At 53.1% G+C, this 18,849-nt stretch carries 18 protein-coding genes and 1 other RNA gene; 13 read left to right on the top strand and 6 right to left on the bottom strand.

Annotation, left to right across the window (positions count from 1 at the left end; translation table 11 throughout):
• Positions 1-203 precede the first annotated feature (203 nt).
• Positions 204-1,367 (top strand): cation:proton antiporter, encoded by a 1,164-nt coding sequence (locus ACFOUO_RS08550; RefSeq protein WP_380704806.1) that lies wholly within the window; start codon positions 204-206, stop codon positions 1,365-1,367.
• 155 nt (positions 1,368-1,522) lie between these two features.
• On the opposite strand, the gene ACFOUO_RS08545 is transcribed toward ACFOUO_RS08550, so the two are convergent.
• Positions 1,523-2,392, bottom strand: coding sequence for a glycerophosphodiester phosphodiesterase (locus ACFOUO_RS08545; protein WP_380704194.1), 870 nt, complete (start codon positions 2,390-2,392; stop codon positions 1,523-1,525).
• A 237-nt stretch (positions 2,393-2,629) separates the two neighbouring features.
• Here ACFOUO_RS08545 and ACFOUO_RS08540 point away from each other — a divergent pair, with 237 nt between their 5' ends.
• Together ACFOUO_RS08540 and ACFOUO_RS08535 are read left to right on the top strand one after the other, a co-directional pair.
• Complete coding sequence (locus ACFOUO_RS08540) at positions 2,630-3,850, top strand: threonine synthase (protein ID WP_380704192.1); 1,221 nt, start codon at positions 2,630-2,632, stop codon at positions 3,848-3,850.
• Positions 3,851-4,072: 222 nt separating this feature from the next.
• Positions 4,073-4,837, top strand: a complete 765-nt coding sequence (locus ACFOUO_RS08535; RefSeq protein ID WP_380704190.1) for a YheC/YheD family protein — start codon at positions 4,073-4,075, stop codon at positions 4,835-4,837.
• 336 nt (positions 4,838-5,173) lie between these two features.
• Here the strand turns inward: ACFOUO_RS08535 and ACFOUO_RS08530 are convergent, their stop codons facing one another.
• On the bottom strand, positions 5,174-5,299 hold the full coding sequence (locus tag ACFOUO_RS08530) for a hypothetical protein (protein WP_380704188.1): 126 nt from the start codon (positions 5,297-5,299) through the stop codon (positions 5,174-5,176).
• A gap of 480 nt (positions 5,300-5,779) precedes the next feature.
• Between ACFOUO_RS08530 and hisS the strand changes: the two genes are divergently transcribed.
• From hisS to ACFOUO_RS08510, 4 genes are all read left to right on the top strand, one after another.
• Positions 5,780-7,048: a histidine--tRNA ligase gene (gene hisS / locus ACFOUO_RS08525; RefSeq protein ID WP_380704186.1), complete on the top strand. Its 1,269-nt coding sequence runs from the start codon at positions 5,780-5,782 to the stop codon at positions 7,046-7,048.
• 19 nt (positions 7,049-7,067) lie between these two features.
• Positions 7,068-8,846 carry an aspartate--tRNA ligase gene (gene aspS / locus ACFOUO_RS08520; protein WP_380704184.1) on the top strand — a complete coding sequence of 593 codons (1,779 nt, stop codon included), beginning with the start codon at positions 7,068-7,070 and terminating at the stop codon, positions 8,844-8,846.
• Between the two features lie 75 nt (positions 8,847-8,921).
• A non-coding RNA gene (gene ssrS, locus ACFOUO_RS08515) (6S RNA) lies at positions 8,922-9,101 on the top strand.
• A gap of 75 nt (positions 9,102-9,176) precedes the next feature.
• Positions 9,177-9,764 (top strand): 5' nucleotidase, NT5C type, encoded by a 588-nt coding sequence (locus ACFOUO_RS08510; RefSeq protein ID WP_380704182.1) that lies wholly within the window; start codon positions 9,177-9,179, stop codon positions 9,762-9,764.
• A 24-nt stretch (positions 9,765-9,788) separates the two neighbouring features.
• Here ACFOUO_RS08510 and ACFOUO_RS08505 read toward each other — a convergent pair whose 3' ends face one another.
• Positions 9,789-11,123, bottom strand: coding sequence for an AAA family ATPase (locus ACFOUO_RS08505; RefSeq protein WP_380704180.1), 1,335 nt, complete (start codon positions 11,121-11,123; stop codon positions 9,789-9,791).
• A 246-nt stretch (positions 11,124-11,369) separates the two neighbouring features.
• Between ACFOUO_RS08505 and ACFOUO_RS08500 the strand changes: the two genes are divergently transcribed.
• Genes ACFOUO_RS08500 through ACFOUO_RS08490 form a run of 3 tightly spaced genes read left to right on the top strand, consistent with a single transcriptional unit; the run spans position 11,370 to position 13,624 of the window.
• The gene (locus tag ACFOUO_RS08500; RefSeq protein WP_380704178.1) at positions 11,370-12,065 is read left to right on the top strand and encodes a YczE/YyaS/YitT family protein; all 696 of its coding nucleotides are present in this window, start codon (positions 11,370-11,372) and stop codon (positions 12,063-12,065) included.
• Positions 12,049-12,468, top strand: coding sequence for a cysteine metabolism transcriptional regulator CymR (cymR, locus tag ACFOUO_RS08495; protein WP_380704176.1), 420 nt, complete (start codon positions 12,049-12,051; stop codon positions 12,466-12,468). Before ACFOUO_RS08500 ends, cymR begins: the two co-directional genes overlap by 17 nt.
• A gap of 19 nt (positions 12,469-12,487) precedes the next feature.
• On the top strand, positions 12,488-13,624 hold the full coding sequence (locus ACFOUO_RS08490; RefSeq protein WP_380704174.1) for a cysteine desulfurase family protein: 1,137 nt from the start codon (positions 12,488-12,490) through the stop codon (positions 13,622-13,624).
• Positions 13,625-13,966: 342 nt separating this feature from the next.
• Here the strand turns inward: ACFOUO_RS08490 and clpP are convergent, their stop codons facing one another.
• The 3 genes from clpP to ACFOUO_RS08475 form a co-directional block, all read right to left on the bottom strand.
• On the bottom strand, positions 13,967-14,542 hold the full coding sequence (gene clpP, locus ACFOUO_RS08485; RefSeq protein ID WP_380704172.1) for an ATP-dependent Clp endopeptidase proteolytic subunit ClpP: 576 nt from the start codon (positions 14,540-14,542) through the stop codon (positions 13,967-13,969).
• A 77-nt stretch (positions 14,543-14,619) separates the two neighbouring features.
• Positions 14,620-14,859, bottom strand: coding sequence for a hypothetical protein (locus ACFOUO_RS08480; RefSeq protein ID WP_380704170.1), 240 nt, complete (start codon positions 14,857-14,859; stop codon positions 14,620-14,622).
• 73 nt (positions 14,860-14,932) lie between these two features.
• On the bottom strand, positions 14,933-15,526 hold the full coding sequence (locus ACFOUO_RS08475; protein WP_380704168.1) for a helix-turn-helix domain-containing protein: 594 nt from the start codon (positions 15,524-15,526) through the stop codon (positions 14,933-14,935).
• A gap of 277 nt (positions 15,527-15,803) precedes the next feature.
• On the opposite strand from ACFOUO_RS08475, the gene recD2 reads away from it, so the two are divergent.
• The 3 genes from recD2 (at position 15,804) to ACFOUO_RS08460 (ending at position 18,844) form a co-directional block, all read left to right on the top strand.
• Positions 15,804-18,059, top strand: a complete 2,256-nt coding sequence (gene recD2 / locus ACFOUO_RS08470) for an SF1B family DNA helicase RecD2 (RefSeq protein WP_380704166.1) — start codon at positions 15,804-15,806, stop codon at positions 18,057-18,059.
• Between the two features lie 67 nt (positions 18,060-18,126).
• On the top strand, positions 18,127-18,627 hold the full coding sequence (locus ACFOUO_RS08465) for a PRC-barrel domain-containing protein (RefSeq protein WP_380704164.1): 501 nt from the start codon (positions 18,127-18,129) through the stop codon (positions 18,625-18,627).
• A gap of 16 nt (positions 18,628-18,643) precedes the next feature.
• On the top strand, positions 18,644-18,844 hold the full coding sequence (locus ACFOUO_RS08460; RefSeq protein WP_380704162.1) for a hypothetical protein: 201 nt from the start codon (positions 18,644-18,646) through the stop codon (positions 18,842-18,844).
• Positions 18,845-18,849 lie beyond the last annotated feature (5 nt).

Raw genomic sequence — 18,849 nt, 5'->3', positions numbered from 1 at the left:
CGGAGTAAATCTGTGGAATCGGGATATTTCCGGATAATACCGCCAATAGACAGGGAATTTGCCCGAAAAAGGGTTGTAACAAAATGATCACGTTTTCGATCCCCCGAAAGATCTAACTCTTCGGTATCATAAGGGTTGGGTTGGAATATCCCATCAAAGTGATCGGATTCATGATAAAAGGAAAGGTGATGCCATTGGATAATATGGAGATCTTCCTGACACTCCTTATCATCCTGTTGAGCACGAAGCTGGCTGGGGATCTGAGTGTCCGGTTGGGTCAACCTGCCGTTTTGGGAAAGCTGATTGTCGGGATCGTCATTGGTCCCGCCGTTCTCGGCTGGGTGCAGGACTCTGATACCATCAAAGTTTTCAGCGAAATTGGCGTGGTTCTCTTGATGTTTATCGCCGGCCTGGAAACGGATGTGAAGGAGCTGAATCGGAACCGGAATTCCTCGTTAGCCGTCGCTGTGGGGGGGATCATCCTGCCGTTGGTGGGCGGATATTTCGGGGGCCTCGTTTTTGGAATGGATTCCACGGACGCACTCTTCCTAGGACTTCTGCTTTCAGCCACCTCGGTCAGCATTACGGTTCAAACCCTGCGGGATTTGGGGCAGCTCCGAACACGTGAAGCGGTTACCATTCTGGGAGCTGCAGTGGTGGATGACGTCCTCGTTGTCATTTTGCTCGCTTTCATGATGAGTTTCCTTGGCTCAGGGGGAGACCCGATCCTGTTGGTGATCGGGAAAAAAGTGCTCTTTTTCGGTGTAATCATCCTGGTTGGTTGGAAATTGGTTCCCTGGCTAATGCGACGCTTTTCCCCGCTTCGGGTGACTGAAACGGTGGTCAGCGCTGCACTTATTGTTACGTTTTTCTTCGCTTTCATGGCTGAAGGACTGGGTGTGGCCGCCATCATCGGTGCATTTGCAGCCGGTGTCGCAATCTCCACTACCAACTACAAGGAAGAAGTGGAACACAAGGTAGAACCCATTGCCTACGCGATATTTGTGCCCGTCTTTTTTGTCAGTATCGGGTTAAATGTCAGTTTTGAGGGGTTGGGCAACCAGATCGGATTCATGGTAATGCTCACGATTATCGCGATTTTTAGCAAGCTGATCGGGAGTGGTTTGGGCGCCCGTCTTACCGGCTTTAATAACAAGTCTTCCCTGGGGATCGGTTCGGGCATGATTTCCCGAGGAGAAGTGGCGCTTATCATCGCTGCCATCGGGTTGGAGTCGGAACTCTTATCTCAGGAGTACTTTACCGCCTCGATTATCGTCATTATCATAACAACCTTGGTTACCCCGCCTCTATTGAAGATAATCTTTGGCGAGAACAAAGATCGCCGGAAATCTACCGCCGAATCATGAAAACCAGTGGCCCATTATAGGTAACCCTTCTCTGATGAGTCCTACAACTGGAGTTACCGGACCCTCCCGGTAGCTCTTTTTCATACGAGTGAAAGCGAAGGGAGAAGAAAGCCAAACAAAAAACCGCGGAAGTTCCGCGGTGGAGAGAAGGGGAGTCAGTATCCCAGTTCGGGATAATCGGTGATAAATCCGTCGACGCCGGTTGCCCGCACCTCGTCAGCAGTCGCTTTGCTTCGGATCGTGTAGGGGAGGATTTTCATCCTATTCTGATGAACCCTGTTCACGAGCCGGTCATCTACCAGCTTATAATTGGGGTTAACATAGTCCGAGAATTCCTTCCATTCTCGAAGCTTTTCATCGGAAACCCCCTTCCGATATTCTGTCAGGCTAACCAGTACACCGGTTTGAACCCAGGGCTGCAGCCGGTGATAGGTGCGGAGAGAGTCGTGGTTAAAGGATTGAACGATGATTTTTCCGGGTCGGAAGCTAACGCCCTTTTTAAGAAGCATCAAGGCTACTTGTTTCTCAATCCCTGGATACAGTTCCGGTTTTTTTAGTTCGATGAGGATATTGATCGGTTGGTAGCGGTAGCGATCTAGGACTTCCTCCAGGGTGGGAACTTTTTCTCCGGCATATTGGGAGCTAAACCAGCTGCCGGCGTCCAATTGGCGGATTTCTTTCAAGGTGAGGTCTTTGACTTCACCGGAACCGTTGGTGGTCCGATCCACGGTATTATCATGCATCAGAACGAGATGGCCGTCTTTGGTGCGTTGAACATCCAGTTCAAAATAATCGGCTCTCATTTTAACCGCCTTGTCAAAAGCCGCGAGGGTATTTTCCGGAGCGTACCCGGATGCCCCTCGATGGGCAACGTTGATAAATCCTGCCTTCTCCTGCACTTTTACCTTCCGTTGCTGATTCGTCTCCGCAAAAACCGTGCCTGCGGTAAATCCATCCATCAGCGGAGTCCCAGTAATCGCTAATGTCAGTGTAAAGGCGGCCAACAGTTTCCCGATCCGACCCATGAATGCAACCTCTCCTTATTTATAGAGTCAAGGCTCATTGTAGTGTCCGAATGTAAAGGTTATTTGAAATACAACAAAAGTTTATGCTAATCCTCGTTCATTGGTTGTACAATCCGGTTTCCGGGAGGGTCATCCATAATTCCCCGCTAGCCCTTCATCTCTGAACCTCTCCCATCATACAATGCAGGGCCGGAGGATATTGCGTATAGGATTGGGCCTGATAAGGGGGAGGAAGCGATGGTCGAAGGACAGTTGGTTTGTTCGAACTGTTCGAGTAACGTACCATTCCACCATGAAGATGGAATCTGCAGTTGCGGCGGAGCATTTCTGGTTGTTTACGACCTGGAGCGAATCCAACGTGTGTGGTCGAAAGAGGAGATTGCACGAAGATCAGCAACGATGTGGCGTTATAAGGAGCTCTTACCTATACAGCGGGAGAACGACATTGTTTCTTTAGGGGAAGGGTGGACGCCTGTTCTCCGCTTTCCCGAGTGGGAGAAAAAATTATCGCTGGGCCGGCTGTGGGTGAAAAGAGAAGAGCAAAACCCCACAGGCAGTTTTAAAGCACGAGGGTTTTCCGTTGCGGTCTCTCTGTTAAAAAGTCGAGGCATCCGGCGGGCTGCGGTCCCTTCTAATGGGAATGCCGCATCGGCACTTGCCGCCTATGCGGCCCGGGCAGGAATGGAAGCTTTTGTTTTTGTGCCGATGGATTGCCCGGGGATGATCGTGGAGGAAGCCCTTCGCTACGGTGCCGAGACCTGTCGTGTGGATGGCCTGATCCATGATGCCGGGAAGCTGATCGAGGACGGTAAACAGAAAGAGGGTTGGTTTAACGTCGGAACCGCCAAGGAGCCCGGGCGAGTGGAAGGAAAGAAAACGATGGGCCTGGAGCTGGCGGAACAGTTGGGCTGGAAGGTTCCTCATGTGATTGTTTATCCCACAGGCGGGGGCTCCGGCCTGATCGGAATCTGGAAGGCTCTTTGCGAACTGAAGGAGTTGGGTATGATCGAGGGGGATTTGCCTCGCTTTGTCAGCGTACAGGAGACCGGTTGCACGCCCGTGGTTGATGCCATGCATTCCGGAGCGGAAAGGCTGGTTCCTTATGGTGAATCGACCACTGCGAGCCCGATCGGTGTCCGGGTCCCCAATCCGCCTGCCGGAGATTTGATCCTTTCGATCTTGCGGGAGACCGGCGGCACTGCGGTCGCGGTGACCAGAGAAGAGATCAGATTAGCTCAACGGGCCATGGGGCTTCAGGGGATTTCCGCCTCCCCGGAAGGCGCCGCAACTTGGGCCGGATTGATCCGGTTGCGGGAATCGGGGGATGTCCAGGCTGGAGAGCGGGTCCTTCTCTTTAACACGGCTCACGCCCTTAAATACCTGCCTTGGCCGGCACCGGCCTCTGTTCCTGTGGCCCGGAATTACCAGGAATTCGCTGTGAATCGAAACAAGGGATGATCCTTCAAAGCACGGGCATCCCTACATCCATCGGGTCATTAACCGGCGACCATTCCATGGACTCCGGTTTTTTTGTATTTGAAAAACCAAGAGGTTTTAACTGCCCGTCTTCCCGTCCATTTTAGCGAAGGGTTTCATCTACCTAGCACTCTCCAGTCGCTGATGACGTAGATTACTATAGGTAAGTTTTTCTCAGAGCACAGGAGGGGGAAACCATCACTAATGAGGTACCCGAAAAGTAAATGGTTACAGGTGGGATTGTTGGCTAAGAACAAAAAAACGGCATCTTTGCTCCCCGTGACGTCTCTTTACACGGAAAAAAGCTTGGCCCGTTTCGTCAAGTATTATTCCATAGTCTACGTCAAACCCGACAGCGGAGGGCAGGGACGGGGAATTATCCGGGTGGATCGATTGCCTAAGGGAGGGTTCCGCGTTCAATGTGATAAAAAAAACATGTTTGCCTGTAACGCTTCGGTTTTGCAAAAGGTTCTCAAGAAGCTGACCCAGGGGAAAAAACATATCATTCAGCAGGGAATCCAGAGTGTGACCCCTGATCACCGCCCCTTTGATATTCGTGTCCACGTCCAGCTTGTAAGGGGGGGATGGGTGGTAGGCGGGATGGCCGGCAAACTGGGGAAACCGGGGGAAGCAATCACCAACCGGCACGGGGGAGGCTTGCCGATAGAGGTGGGAAAGCTCCTTACCCGATATGTCAAAATGGATACGAAAAAAGCCAACCGTGTGAAAAAATCCTTGGGCCAAGCTGCCATCGCCGCAGCGATTGGGATGAGCAAAGGCTATCCACACCTTTTGGAGTACGGAGTGGATATCGGAGTGGACAAAAAAGGGAAGCTATGGATCTATGAAGTGAACATTACCCCTGGTGTGGCTATTTTCTGGAATCTCAAGGACAAAAGCAACTACTATCGGATTCTCGCCAATAGGAAAAAGCCGTCTCCTTTATCTAGGCGGCAGAGCCTTGCATAAGCGAGGCTGTTTTTTTATATTTTGCGAGCGGGAAAACCCTTAGATGGATGAAAGCGAGCGTCGTTCGGTATCCCCCTGCAGGGATACTTAGAACGTCATTTCAGCCTGAGACATGGCAACGAAACTCTTTTTTAACCGTGGGGCCCACGGGGTTCGCTTGGTCCATTTCTCCGGGTTACTGGAGATTACCCAAGAATCCCCTGCGTTTTCGCATGGGGAGTGGTCAATTGTGTACTAATACAAGAAAAAACCCCCGTCCCCGGAGGTGGATGAGTCCATATAAGGGAAATCAGAGAAGCGAAACAGGGCGATGATCAAAGAGTGGGCGAGAGTGGCTCAGAGGTAACTGTTGTTGATTTGCTGCATGATCCACTGATTGGAACAACAATCGTTCAGTTTGGTTTCGCGGTTTTCTTCGATAGGTTCACCGCACACTTGGCAAACTTCCTGTTTGGTGTGCATCAGGCATCCCTCCCGTCTGTGTTAGTACACATTATATTATAACAGTTCTGATATGTAAACAGTGTACTAATACAAATTTGCAAAACCGGGCGGCACCTTTTGGTACTTAAAGGCTTGACTTTTCTCCCTCTTTCCCGTAGAATGCTGACTTAACAAGTTTTTTACCGATTCAGGAAGCCAATGATGGGAAAAGTACCCGATCCAAGGGCAGTTAGAGAGAAGGCGCCGTCGGCTGCAAGCGCCTTTCTGTACCGGACTGGGGAAAGACACCCGGAGGTTCCGGGCCGAACTCCCTTTAAGGGGACAGTAGACCTGGACGTCAACCGGACGATACCCGGTTATATTGAGCGGGAGGCGTCAACATCGGCGCCTTCAACAAGGGTGGTACCACGGGAATTGTGAACCCAATCTCTCGTCCCTGACAATAAGGTCAGTGGCGGGAGATTTTTTATATTCACGGATAAAAAGGAGGCGTAGAGGGTGAATTTTCGTATTCCCCGGGGCACAGTGGATCTGATGCCAGGTGAAGTGGAAAAATGGCAGTACATCGAAGAAAAAGCGCGAGATCTATGCCGTCGTTACCATTTCTCTGAGATTCGTACCCCGATCTTCGAGCAGACGGAATTGTTCCAACGGGGTGTGGGGGAAACCACCGATATCGTGGAGAAGGAAATGTACACCTTTACGGATCGGGGAGGGCGCAGTCTTACGCTGAGACCGGAGGGAACTGCTGGGGTGGTTCGATCCTTCGTAGAAAAGAAAATATTTGGGGAACCCCAGCCGACAAAATGGTTTTATATTGGTCCGATGTATCGTTATGAGCGTCCTCAAGCCGGACGGCAGCGCCAATTCCATCAGTTTGGTATTGAAGTCTTCGGTACGACGGATCCGGCTCTGGATGCGGAGTTGATCGATCTGGGCTGGCAATTTTACCGTTCTGTGGGGCTAGAAGGGGTAAAGGTGGATCTGAACAGCGTCGGCTGCCCCGAGTGCCGCCCGGTTCACCGGACGAGGCTGATCGAGTACCTCACCCCTCACAAGGAAGCGCTATGCAAGGATTGTCTGTCCCGCCTGGACCGAAATCCTATGCGCATCCTGGATTGCAAAAACGAAAGCTGTCAACGGGTAACGGAGCACGCTCCTCGAATGGTGGATCATCTCTGTGAAAATTGTCGTCCTCACTTCGAGTCAGTAAAAGAAAGCCTGGATTTGCTCGGGGTGGATTATCGACTGAATACTCGTTTAGTGCGGGGCCTGGATTATTACACCCAGACGGCTTTTGAATTCATTCTAGAAGGACAGGGTGGTCAAGCTGGATCTGTCGGAGGGGGCGGCCGCTATAATGGTCTCGTGGAAGAGATCGGAGGGCCTGAGATGCCGGCGATCGGTTTTGGCCTCGGTTTGGAACGCGTGATGCTGGCATTGGAATCCCAGAAAGTAGAACTCCCCCTCTCCAAGGAAGTAGACTGTTTTCTGGTTACCCTCGGGGAAGAGGCGAAAAAATGTTCTATCACGCTCCTAAAGGAGCTACGCCAGGCTGGCTGTTCCGCTGAACGGGATTATTTGGACCGGAAGATGAAAGGACAACTGAAAGCGGCGGACCGAGCCCATGCCCGATTTGTGGCTATCCTAGGTGAGAACGAACTAAAGGAAAACCGTATTGTCGTCAAGGAGATGGCGACAGGGGAACAAGAGGCGATCCAGCTTAACAAGCTAGTGGAATACGTGCGCCAGGTGCGTAAGGGTTAGAGGCAAAGGAGGAACCGAAATGTTGTACCGTACCCATCCCTGCGGGGAACTAACTACAGAACACGTGGGAGAGACCATCATACTAAACGGTTGGGTGCAGAAGCGGCGGGATCTGGGAGGACTTATTTTCTTAGATCTGCGGGATCGCTCAGGCCTTGTTCAGGTGGTGTGCAACCCCGAAATGTCAGGGGAGGCGGCTGCAATCGCGGATAAGGTACGGAGTGAATACGTAGTCGCCGTCCGGGGACGTGTAATGGCTCGGGCTGAAAGCACGGTCAACCCCAAGATGAAGACGGGAGAGATTGAAGTTCAGGCTTCAGAGCTGGAGATCATCAATGAGGCCAAGACCCCGCCCTTTGCTGTCGAGAATGAGGTGGAAGTGGATGAAACGACCCGCCTGAAACATCGCTATATCGACCTCAGACGGCCGGTGATGCAGCGGACCCTGTTGCTTCGGCACCAGGCGATGCAGATTGCGCGCCGATATCTGTCTGATCATGGGTTTATCGAAGTGGAGACTCCGATGTTAACCAAAAGCACCCCTGAAGGCGCTCGGGATTATCTCGTCCCGAGCCGGGTTCACGACGGGGAATTCTATGCCCTTCCTCAATCCCCGCAGATCTTTAAGCAGCTATTGATGGTTTCCGGAATGGAACGGTATTTTCAGATTGTACGTTGTTTCCGGGACGAAGACCTCCGGGCGGATCGGCAACCAGAATTTACTCAGATCGATATTGAAGCCTCTTTTCTGGAGCCGGAAACGTTCTTGTCCATGATGGAGGAGATGGTAGCTACCCTGTTCGAAGAAACAATCGGGCACAAAGTGGAACGTCCCTTCCAACGCCTCACCTATAGGGAAGCGATGGAACGGTTTGGTACCGACCGCCCCGATCTTCGGTTTGGCATGGAGCTGGTCGATTTGTCCGATGTCGCCAAAGAGAGTGGATTCAAGGTTTTTGCTTCCACCGTGGCCAACGGAGGACGCGTTCGGGCAATCAACGTCAAGGGCCAGGCCGGCTGGAGTCGGAAACAGATTGATGAGTGGGGCTCCCAAGCACAGGAGTTGGGCGCCAAGGGGTTGGCCTGGATTGCCGTTAAAGAAGAAGGAGCCAAAGGTCCGGTGGCCAAGTTCCTCGATGAAGCCGAGTGGCACGACATCATGAATGCGACACAGGCGGAAACAGGCGATCTTCTTTTCTTTGTCGCCGATGCCCCGAAAAAATCCGCTGAAGTGCTGGGCGAGCTCCGCTTACGCTTGGCGAAGACACTGGGTCTCATCCCGGAGGGAGAATTCCGCTTCGTCTGGGTGACTGAATTCCCGCTCCTTTCTTATGACGAGGATGCCGGTCGTTGGTTTGCGGAACATCACCCCTTTACCAGCCCGGTAGAGGAAGATATCCCCTTATTGAAAACGGACCCCGGTAAGGTTCGGGCCAAAGCTTACGATATGGTACTTAACGGCTATGAGATCGGAGGTGGCAGCCAACGTATTCATCGGCGAGAAGTCCAGGAGGCGATGTTTGAGGCACTGGGGTTCACCATGAAAGAAGCGAAGGAGAAATTCGGGTTCCTGTTGGATGCTTTTGAATACGGAGCTCCCCCTCATGGCGGTGTTGCCTTCGGCTTCGACCGGATCGTCATGCTGTTGGCGGGTCGTACCAACCTGCGGGAAACCATCGCTTTCCCTAAAACGGCCAGTGCCAGTTGCTTGTTAACACAAGCCCCGTCACGGGTGGAGGAGAGTCAGCTTGCCGAATTGCACATTTCGCTTCGGAAAGAAAAAACGACGAAAGATTAAGAAAATGGACGGTTCTGCCACGATCTTTCCCCTTGATAATCGGGAGAGCGCTGTGGTAACATAAAAACACAAAAGAGAGCCCTAAGATGTTCGTGATCCACCGACAGTTTTGAGCCAACACCTTTTACTGCGGGAGCCTGAGTCACCGATGAGCGCAGATGCCCCTTTGAAGGGACCTGTTAACATCGGTGCAGGGCACCCACCTGCGAGAGCAGGTTCAAAACTAAGGAGAACCACGGCATAATTGGGGCTCTTTTTTTTGTATGAAAAAATCAGCTCCTCTGTGGGATAATAGATGGGAATCGGAAGTCCATATCAAAGGAGTCTGCTATGATTATCGGCGTGGATATTGACGGAACCATCAAGAACACTCAGGAAGCGGCGGTTCGTTGCTTCAATGATGAGCTGGGTCGAACGGTACAATGTGAAGATCTGCGAGAATTTCATTTGGATACCGCTTTCGGATTGGACCGAAAAGAGGGACGCCGTTTATGGCGAAAGCTGGAGCCGAAAATATACTCCTTGGGTGTCCCCCTGGAGAATGCATCTACGGTGTTGACCGATCTCAGAGAGCGAGGACACGATATCATCTTCATTACCGCCCGACCGGGAATGCCTCACATTACCGAGGTAACCAAGACGTGGTTGAAAAAACACAACTTCCCCTACGACGGCGAAAACCTTCATATGAATTCCCAGGATAAAGCCAAGGTGGCACAACGTTTGGGTGTTGGCCTTTTCTTTGAAGATGCTCCCCAGCACCTGGACCGGCTGATCAGGGCCGGGGTTCCGACGGTCATCATGGATGCCGTGTATAATCGGGATTATCCCGGTGATGTTCCCCGTATCACCAGTTGGAACGAGGCTTATCAATGGGTGGAAAAATACGAGAAAGTCGAAAAACCGCAGCTCCATTAAGGGGCTGCGGTCTTAAATGATGGTTTACGGTTTTTTTTCACCGGGTTGTTTCACCCAGGCCATGTACTCTTTCAGCTTTCCTTCGTATCCGTGGTCTGTGGGGTGATAAAAGGACTTGTCGCCGTGTTCGTCGGGGAGGTACTGTTGATCTACCCAGCCCCGTGGATAATGGTGGGGGTATCGATAGCCTTGGCCCCGTCCCTGGTCTTTGGCCCCTGGGAAATGGGCGTCCCGCAGGTGAGGAGGAACCTCCGCGCGGGATTCCCGTTTTACGGCTTCCATCGCTTCGGATATTCCCTGGACGACGGCATTGGACTTAGGAGCGGTAGCAATATAGATGACGGCTTCCGCGAGCGGAATCTGCGCTTCAGGGAGACCGATGTGTTCCACGGCTTGTGCAGCGGCAGAAGCGACCAACAGCGCCCTAGGGTCTGCCATGCCTACGTCTTCAGCTGCATGGATGAAAACCCGGCGGGCGATGAAGCGGGGATCTTCACCGGCGTGGATCATCTTAGCCAAGTAGTAGAGGGCGGCATCGGGATCGGAACCGCGCATGCTCTTGATGAAGGCGGAAACGATGTCATAGTGCTGATCGCCGCCTTTATCATAACGGATTACTTTCTGTTGAATCGATTCTTCTGCCACCTCTAAGGTAATGTGGCGGGTTCCGTCTTCATCCGGAGGGGTAGTGACGACTGCTAGTTCCAGGGCGTTGAGAACATTGCGAGCATCTCCCCCGGCAATTCGGACTATATGCTCCAAAGCTTCTCGGTCAACCTTCGCCCCGTATAAACCGAGGCCTCGTTCTTCGTCTGCAAGAGCACGTTCCGCCAGACCGGTCAGCTCCTTCTCGGAAAGGGGTTGCAGCTGGAAGATACGGGAGCGGGAGAGCAAGGCGGAATTAACCTCGAAGGAAGGGTTTTCCGTCGTCGCGCCGATCAGGATGATGGTCCCATCCTCGACATAGGGGAGGAGGGCATCTTGCTGGGATTTGTTGAAGCGGTGGATTTCGTCGATGAAGAGGAGGGTTCGCGTGCCGTACATTCCGAGACGTTCTTTCGCTTCTTGGGTAAGGCGTCGAATGTCGGCTACCCCGGATGTAACGGCATTCAGTTGTTCAAAGTGGGCCTTGGTTGTACCGGCGATCACCTTGGCCAACGTGGTTTTGCCGGTCCCAGGAGGTCCATACAGGATAATGGAGGAAAGCTGGTCTGCCTCGATGGAACGCCGTAAAAGTTTGCCCTTCCCGAGAAGGTGGGATTGCCCCGCTACCTCGTCAAGGGTGCGGGGGCGCATCCGGGCCGCCAGTGGTCCGCTTTTCTCCTTTTCCTGTTCCTGTCCGTAATCGAATAGGTTCATGGGAAACGGCGTGAAGCCTGTGCACTTCCTTTCCGGCATCAGGGTGGGACCCACAGAGATCTTTGGGTCGAGTCTCTTCCCATGCATACCACAAACATCGGCCTACTGGCAAGGCGGGGGGAGTTTAATCGGAAGAATCCTCCAACATCCGGAAATTTCGGGTTCTCGGGCCTGTCTTTCCTATGTTAAACTAGCTATTGTCAAATAGTACGGATCCAAACATCGAAGAAAAGAAGGGTTGCAACGTTGAAAGCGGCGGTTCGTACAGAAGTGAAGCGGGGTTTGTTCGATTGGAAGCAGACGGATTGGCGAGTCTTTTCGGTACGGTGGGGGGCGTTCATGGCAGGGATTATGGTGATGGCCCTCGGAATCGCCGTCATGATTCGGGCTCAGTGGGGGCTGGCCCCCTGGGACGTTTTTCACATGGGATTGGCCATCAATACGCCTTTAACGGTGGGAACATGGTTACAAATCGTAGGCCTTGTGTTGATCACCGCGGCGGCGGTTATTGATCGGAAACTGCCCGGTCCCGGAGCCGTTCTCAATATGATTCTGGTCGGATGGTTGGTAGACCACTACCTGGCTCAACCATGGATGCAGACGCCGGTAGACGGGTGGGGCCAAGGATTGATGATGTTAGCGGGTCTCCTCCTGGTCGGAATCGGTAATGGACTCTACATAGCCCCTCGGCTGGGAGCGGGTCCTCGGGACGGTGTGGTGATGGCGCTCTCTGAGCGTTGGGGATTTTCCATCAGCCGCGTGCGGATGTCGATGGAGTTGAGTGTCCTTGCCGCCGGATGGTTCTTAGGCGGGCCGGTATTTGTCGGAACGGTACTATTTTCGGTGTTGATTGGGCCGATGATGCAAACGTCGATCCGATTTTGGGAGAAAATGATTGAACAGTGGTTGAGAAGAGGTGTTTCCGTTGAAGATATCCACTAAAGGGCGTTACGGGCTGACCATCATGATGGACTTAGCAGAAAGATACGGGGAAAAACCCACTTCGCTCAAAAGTGTGGCAGAACGGCATCGTCTGTCAGAGCATTATCTGGAGCAGTTGGTTGCCCCGTTGCGGAATGCCGGCTTGGTTCGGAGCGTCCGGGGGGCATACGGGGGGTATAAGTTATCCCGCCCACCGGAAGAAATTACAGCAGGCGATGTGATCCGGGTACTGGAAGGTCCGATCAGTCCGGTCGAATTTGCGGAGGAGGACAATCCGGGACGCCGGGAGCTATGGAAAAAAATCCGGGACGCCATTGCCGATGTCCTCGACAATGCAACCCTGGCTGACCTGAATAATTGCGCTTCTTCAGGGGACCAGGACTCTTACATGTTTTATATCTGAAACGCGGGTGAAAAGGAAAATGGCCATTTATCTGGATCATGCGGCGACTACGCCAATCCATCCCCAGGTGAGGGAGGCGATGCTACCTTACCTGGACCAACTGTACGGTAACCCCTCCAGTATCCATGGATTTGGTCGGGAGATCCGCAACGCCGTGGATCGGGCACGGGATCAGGTGGCTTTTGGCTTGAACGCAGATCCCAGTCAGTTGATTTTCACTAGTGGGGGTACGGAGGCGGACAACTTGGCTCTGGTTGGAACGGCATTGGCCCAGCGGGAAAAGGGGCGTGACCATGTCATTACCTCCTCCGTGGAACACCATGCGGTGCTGGATACATGCGCTTATCTGGAACGGCTGGGGTTCCGAGTGACCTATTTGCCGGTAGATCGGAGTGCTCGGGTCGACCCCGATGCTTTTCAAAAGGCCCTGGATGGACGGACAGCGGTGGTTAGCGTTATGTTTGGCAATAACGAGGTGGGTACCTTACAGCCGATTGAAGCGATTGGCTCCCTCTCCCGAGAGGCTGGGGCCTTCTTCCACACCGACGCTGTCCAGGCTTATGGAATGGAAGCGGTTGATGTAGAACGGCTGCCGGTGGATTTGGTCACCCTCTCCAGTCATAAGATCAACGGCCCGAAGGGAGTCGGTGCTCTCTATCTTTCTCGTGCGGTAAAGATGTGGCCCCAGATGTATGGAGGGCAGCAAGAACGCCGCCGCCGGGCTGGTACGGAAAACGTCCTGGGGATTGTCGGTTTCGGCAAAGCGGCGGAAATAGCTGTCGCCAACCGCGAACATCACCGGAATGAGGCCCGCCGCTGCCGGGAGGCTATGGTGACGGAATGGAAAGCAGCGGATATCGATTTCCAGGTAAATGGTCATCCAACCGAGCATCTTCCCCATATCCTGAATGTTAGCTTTCCCTGCACCGACACGGAAACCATGCTGATGAGTCTGGATATGGAGGGGATCGCTTGTTCCAGCGGATCTGCCTGTACCTCCGGTACCCTGAAAATCTCCCATGTGCTGCGGGCGATGAACCTGCCGGAAGCGGAAACCCGCTCAGCTATCCGCTTCAGTTTCGGCCTGGGAAATACACCGGAACAGACATCCCAAGCCGCCCGCACGGTGGCTGAGGTGGTAAAACGGTTGAAGTGATGAAACCGGCCTTTTGGCCGGGAGGTTATTGACAAACCCCGGAGCAGGGGGGGCGGAGCCGGATTTCCGACTCCGCGCCAGATGCTCCTCCCGCAGATGTGGGGTTGTCCGCTCCGTGCCTTCCGGCACCAACCAGCGGCCAAAGGAAAAGCGTGTGTGGCCGCTGGTTGGTGCCTCCGGGCGCTGATAACAATGTTGACGGTGAAGATGTTCTGGATCGAGTGAGAAAGAGTTGAACCATAGCAAAAAGAGCCGAGCCCTAAAAAGGAGGGCCCGGCTCTTTTTTAAACTTGTTACCGCTTCGTTGGAGAATGCGGGTAAATTTCGGCAGCGAAGTGACTTTCAACGGATAACCTCGTCGATCAGACCGTAATCTTTCGCCTCGGTAGCGGACAGGTAGAAATCCCGATCCGTGTCTCGGGATACTTTAGCTAAAGGCTGTCCTGATTGCTCCGCCAGGATGCGGTTGAGAGTTTCCTTCGTTTTCAGCATCCAGCGAGTTCGGATCTCGATGTCTGAAGCCTGGCCCTGGGTTCCACCCCAGGGTTGGTGGATCATTACTTCGGCGTTGGCCAGCGCCCTCCGTTTGCCTTTGGTACCGGCGGCTAGCAATACAGCTCCCGCAGAGGCGGCCAAGCCGACGCAGATGGTGGCCACATCGGGTTGGATGTGTTGCATGGTATCGTAGATAGCCAAGCCTGCGGTGGTAGATCCGCCGGGAGAGTTGATGTAGAAGTGGATGTCTTTGCTCGGGTCATCAGAAGCGAGAAAGAGAAGCTGAGCGATCACCGCATTAGCTGAAACATCGTTGACTTCGGAACCGAGAAAAATGATCCGGTCCTTGAGGAGACGAGAGTATATGTCATAGGACCGTTCTCCGCGGTGGGTCTGCTCGATTACCGTTGGAGTAAGGTTCATGTCTTTCACTCCTTATTTGTGAGGGGATCCGGCACTAGCCGGCACTTGCATGTTCCCCCCTTTTTTTGATAAGGGGGTTAGGCGGCGGCCTGTGCCCGGGGTTTCTGGGTTCTACCGAAACCGGAAGAAACTTCAGTGATGACGAGGGGGATGCTGCTGGAGGAAGGATGAAGGGTCCGGACTGTTGCCGTCTGATTGCCTCCATCGGTCTCTCGTAGAGAGGTTGGAAGAGGGATGACTTTGGATGAGTGGTCATTGCTCTTGGCGTTTAGGGACGGTTTTGGATTGACCGGGAACGGTCTTTCTTTTTTTTTCAAGGTTTTTACCCTCCATTTTGCGTATTTTTACCCAGCGGACGGTATGAAGATGGGTGTTCAAAGTCGCTTATCTTTAATTGCCGTCGGGTTCCTTTCCGTTTTCAGCTTCAGGATAGACCGCCATCACCATCCGGTAGGGAGATCCGTCGGTAGATTGATATTTGGCGGCTAACTGTTCAAGCTGAGTGACGTATTCATCGAGGAAAGCTTGCCGATCCGTTTCATCTTTCAGTCGGATTTCGGTACTTAATGTTGCGCTTGGCACCTCTTCTTCCTCTTCCGAACGGTCCATTAAACGGAGAGCAGCCGTTTTAATCCGTTCTGATGTTTGAATCAGATGGGAGAGGGATTGCTGGTCTTTCAGGCGACTGAGGGCGGTGGGGGAAAGTCCGAGGGTGTCTGCCAAGAGATAGGAGCGGGCAACACCCAAGTAAAGGCCTTCCACCAAGTTTTTTACTCGGCGGCTCCCGACGCGCTTTACCAGTCCAACCTTTTCCAAGGCTTTCAGGTGGTAGTTGACCCGCTGGGGGATCTCGCCGATCCGCCGCGCCACTTCCGCCGCTGAAACGGGTTCTGTCAGGTGGGCCAAAATTTCCCCGCGCAGGGGATGAAGGAGGGCGGCTGCCTGTTCCAGCGATTCCACTCGGTAGGTGTCGGGTAATTGCATTAAGGATCATCCTTCGTAAATGGTTGGTATTTCGTAAAAATATTTTATTGCGAAAAACGATTGCTGTCAATAGCATTTACCGTTTTTTTCAAAAAAGTAGATCCGCTGAAATCCTTTGTTGAAAGGTGGCAACAGAGTCTCATTCATTCAGGGAGATGAACGTTAGAGGAGGCGAAGGGCGCCTCGGATTGCGAGACCATACTCAATCCTGTGGCATCCCGTTCCTGCAACCTTTATACTGAAATCGAGAACATTCGATCGGCAGAGGTGCAAATTCATGGAACAACCCGGTCTGGATCTTTTTCAGGAGAGTTATCTAAAGGGGTCTTTCGTTCAGGAGATTTTTTATAACGAAGAAAATCAGTATGGTGTGTTTCTGATGCGCGTGACGGAAGCGACGGAGGAACTGGACACGGATGAGGTGACGGTGGTCGGAAATATGATCCGCCCTCACCCGGATGAAACGCTGGTCTGTTTTGGAGAATGGACCGATCATCCGCGATACGGGAAGCAGTACCAGGTGAACCACGTCAAGAAGGAGCTCCCCCGCTCCAAAGAAGCGGTGGCGAAGTATCTCTCCAGCGGGTTGTTCCCGGGTGTCGGCAAAAAAACCGCGGAAAAGATTGTCGAACACCTCGGGCCCAATGCTCTGGAAAAGGCGACAGCGGATCCGGCGGTACTGGAAGAGGTTCCGGGGGTAACGGGGGCGCGTGCTCAGACGATTGCTGAGAGCCTGCGGGAGCATCATACTCTGGAGCAGGCTTTGGTCATCCTGTACCAATTTGGCCTAGGTCCCGCCACCGCTTTAAAGGTGGTTCAAACGTTTAAGGAAGCGACGATGGAAGTCGTGAAGACCAACCCGTACCGTTTGATCGATGAAGTGGAGGGGGTGGGTTTTCGCAGGGCGGATGAGATTGCCCGTAAATCGGGGATTGCTCTGGATGCTTCAGAACGGTTCCAGGCTGCTGCGCTCTTCGCCCTGCGGGAGGCGTCCCTATCCCGTGGGAATGTCTTTGTGACGGAGGAACAGTTGGTACAAAGCATGGAACCCCTCCTAGCCCCCAATGGGGAAGAGTTATTTCCCTCGGAAAAGCGGCAAAGGCTTTTGGAGGAGATGGCGGAAGAGGAGCGCCTCATCGAGGAGCACGGCAAGTATTATCTTCCCTCCCTGTTTTTCGCAGAACACGGGGTAGCCATGCGGGTGCGGGATTGGCTGGAGGAGAAGGTGGAGCCGACACCGGCCCATGAGCTATACAAGGCTGTGGGAGAGGTGGAGGAGGAATTAAAAGTCGCTTATGCTGAACGGCAGCGGGAAGCGATGACCATGGCCATGGACTCGCCTTTGATGATCCTGACCGGTGGTCCTGGGACCGGGAAAACAACGGTGATTAAAGGGATTTGTCACTTGTTCGGCCGCTTAGAAGAGTGTACCATCGATCCCAAGGATTACGAGAATTCGGAAAAACCCTATCCGATCCGTCTGGTTGCACCAACCGGACGCGCAGCGAAACGAATGTCCGAGGCGACGGGGATTCCAGCCATGACGATCCATCGATTACTCGGTTGGAAGGGTGACTTCTTTGAACGGGATGCTGACCATCCCATCGAAGGCTCTCTCCTGATCGTCGACGAGGTGTCGATGCTGGATGTCTGGTTGGCTAATCAGCTGTTTCGGGCAGTACCCAAAGGGATGAAAGTGATCCTGGTCGGAGATGACGATCAGCTGCCTTCCGTTGGACCTGGCAAGGTTCTTCACCATCTCCTTCAAGTAAGGGGCATCCCACGGGTCGAATTGACGGACATCTATCGGCAGGAGGAGGGGTCTTCTATCATCCGCCTCGCCCATTCCCTTAAGGCTGGCGAGGTTCCACCGGATTTGACGGAACCCAAATCCGACCGCCGTTTTTTTTCCTGTAAAAAAGATCAGGCAGTCCATGTCATTCTCCAGACCTACACCAATGCCCTGGAAAGGGGATACACCCTGTTTGACATCCAGGTCCTATCCCCAATGTACAAAGGATTAGCCGGGGTCAATAGGATTAACGAGGAACTGCAAAAAGCAGTCAATCCTCCCCGGGAAGGGAAGAAGGAAATCCAGTGGGGAGAGTCCGTTTTCCGCCATGGGGATAAGGTTCTTCAACTGGTCAATCATCCGGAACATCCCGTTTACAACGGAGATATGGGGCAAATTTCCGCGATTGAAGAAGATGCCCGCAATGACCAGCCTGTTCTCTGGGTGCAATTTGACCGGCAGGAAGTGCCGTATAAACGGAGCCAACTCAACCAAATTGGTTTGGCTTACGCTTGTTCCGTGCATAAAGCACAGGGGTCAGAGTTCGCCATCGTCATCCTGCCCGTCTTGATGGCCTACCGACGAATGTTACAAAAAAATCTCATTTATACGGGGATTACGCGAGCGAAATCCTATCTGATCCTGTGCGGGGAGACGGAAGCTCTCGCTTGGGGAGTGAACCGCCGGGAGAGGGAGGAACGAAATAGTCAGCTGACCACCTTGATTGAAGCCGAATGGTAACATTCCCCCGGCATGGAGACCCGGCCTTACCACGCATACTAAACAAAGCGGAAGGAGTGATGAATCCTTGCGCAAATCACAGGATGTCATCGGTTTACCGGTCATCCATGTGGAAACAGGCAAACGGCTGGGCGTAGTCAAAGATCTGCTCTTTGACGAGGAGCAGCGCCTCCGAGGTCTGTTGTTGGAATGTGGGGGATGGATCCGGCGCGGTCGCTTTATCCCGATCGAACGGATTCGGTCATTGGGTGTCGATGCGGTCATTCTGAACAGCGAGGCGGATATCTTCCCGCTCTCCGAAAGGCAGACCGGCTGGACCGGGCTGGTCACCGGAGAACGGAAACTGAAGGGTCGTCCTGTCTTGTCAGCAGGCGGGCAAGCGATGGGAACGGTAGAAGACGTCTATTTCTGGGGGGAGATGGGAATCCTGTCTGGATATGAACTGTCCGACGGGTTTTTCAATGACTTGCGTGAAGGGCGAAAAGTCATTCGCCCCGAAACGCCGCTCACCTGGGGGGAAGACGTGCTGATTGCCTCCTTGGGAGAACCTGTACGGGACGCCCAATGAAACGGGGGGTACCCGAATGCTTCGCTGTCCGAACTGCAACACCCATGACATTGGCCGGGTGGGAACCAATCAGTTTTATTGTTGGGGTTGTTTTATTGAACTGACCGTGAACGACGGCAAGATCTCTTCTATTCACCAAGTGGAAGAGGATGGAAGCCTCAGTTCGCTGAACGACTTGTTCCTCGGAGACGGGGAGCAGGATTCGATATCCTTGTGATATCC

It is taken from the genome of Salinithrix halophila (assembly GCF_042650125.1).
In the GTDB taxonomy this organism is placed as follows: domain Bacteria; phylum Bacillota; class Bacilli; order Thermoactinomycetales; family DSM-45169; genus Salinithrix; species Salinithrix halophila.
This window is presented reverse-complemented; position numbering and strand designations above follow the sequence as displayed.

What these genes read in the sequence shown, in the direction of transcription:
- ACFOUO_RS08490 (WP_380704174.1), top strand. Translation starts at nt 12,488, where the DNA reads ATGGCCATTTATCTGGATCATGCGGCGACTACGCCAATCCATCCCCAG.
- ACFOUO_RS08505 (WP_380704180.1), bottom strand. Translation starts at nt 11,123, where the DNA reads ATGAACCTATTCGATTACGGACAGGAACAGGAAAAGGAGAAAAGCGGA.
- ACFOUO_RS08460 (WP_380704162.1), top strand. Translation starts at nt 18,644, where the DNA reads ATGCTTCGCTGTCCGAACTGCAACACCCATGACATTGGCCGGGTGGGA.
- aspS (WP_380704184.1), top strand. Translation starts at nt 7,068, where the DNA reads ATGTTGTACCGTACCCATCCCTGCGGGGAACTAACTACAGAACACGTG.
- recD2 (WP_380704166.1), top strand. Translation starts at nt 15,804, where the DNA reads ATGGAACAACCCGGTCTGGATCTTTTTCAGGAGAGTTATCTAAAGGGG.
- ACFOUO_RS08475 (WP_380704168.1), bottom strand. Translation starts at nt 15,526, where the DNA reads ATGCAATTACCCGACACCTACCGAGTGGAATCGCTGGAACAGGCAGCC.
- ACFOUO_RS08535 (WP_380704190.1), top strand. Translation starts at nt 4,073, where the DNA reads ATGAGGTACCCGAAAAGTAAATGGTTACAGGTGGGATTGTTGGCTAAG.
- clpP (WP_380704172.1), bottom strand. Translation starts at nt 14,542, where the DNA reads ATGAACCTTACTCCAACGGTAATCGAGCAGACCCACCGCGGAGAACGG.
- ACFOUO_RS08550 (WP_380704806.1), top strand. Translation starts at nt 204, where the DNA reads ATGGAGATCTTCCTGACACTCCTTATCATCCTGTTGAGCACGAAGCTG.
- ACFOUO_RS08545 (WP_380704194.1), bottom strand. Translation starts at nt 2,392, where the DNA reads ATGGGTCGGATCGGGAAACTGTTGGCCGCCTTTACACTGACATTAGCG.
- ACFOUO_RS08510 (WP_380704182.1), top strand. Translation starts at nt 9,177, where the DNA reads ATGATTATCGGCGTGGATATTGACGGAACCATCAAGAACACTCAGGAA.
- ACFOUO_RS08540 (WP_380704192.1), top strand. Translation starts at nt 2,630, where the DNA reads ATGGTCGAAGGACAGTTGGTTTGTTCGAACTGTTCGAGTAACGTACCA.
- ACFOUO_RS08530 (WP_380704188.1), bottom strand. Translation starts at nt 5,299, where the DNA reads ATGCACACCAAACAGGAAGTTTGCCAAGTGTGCGGTGAACCTATCGAA.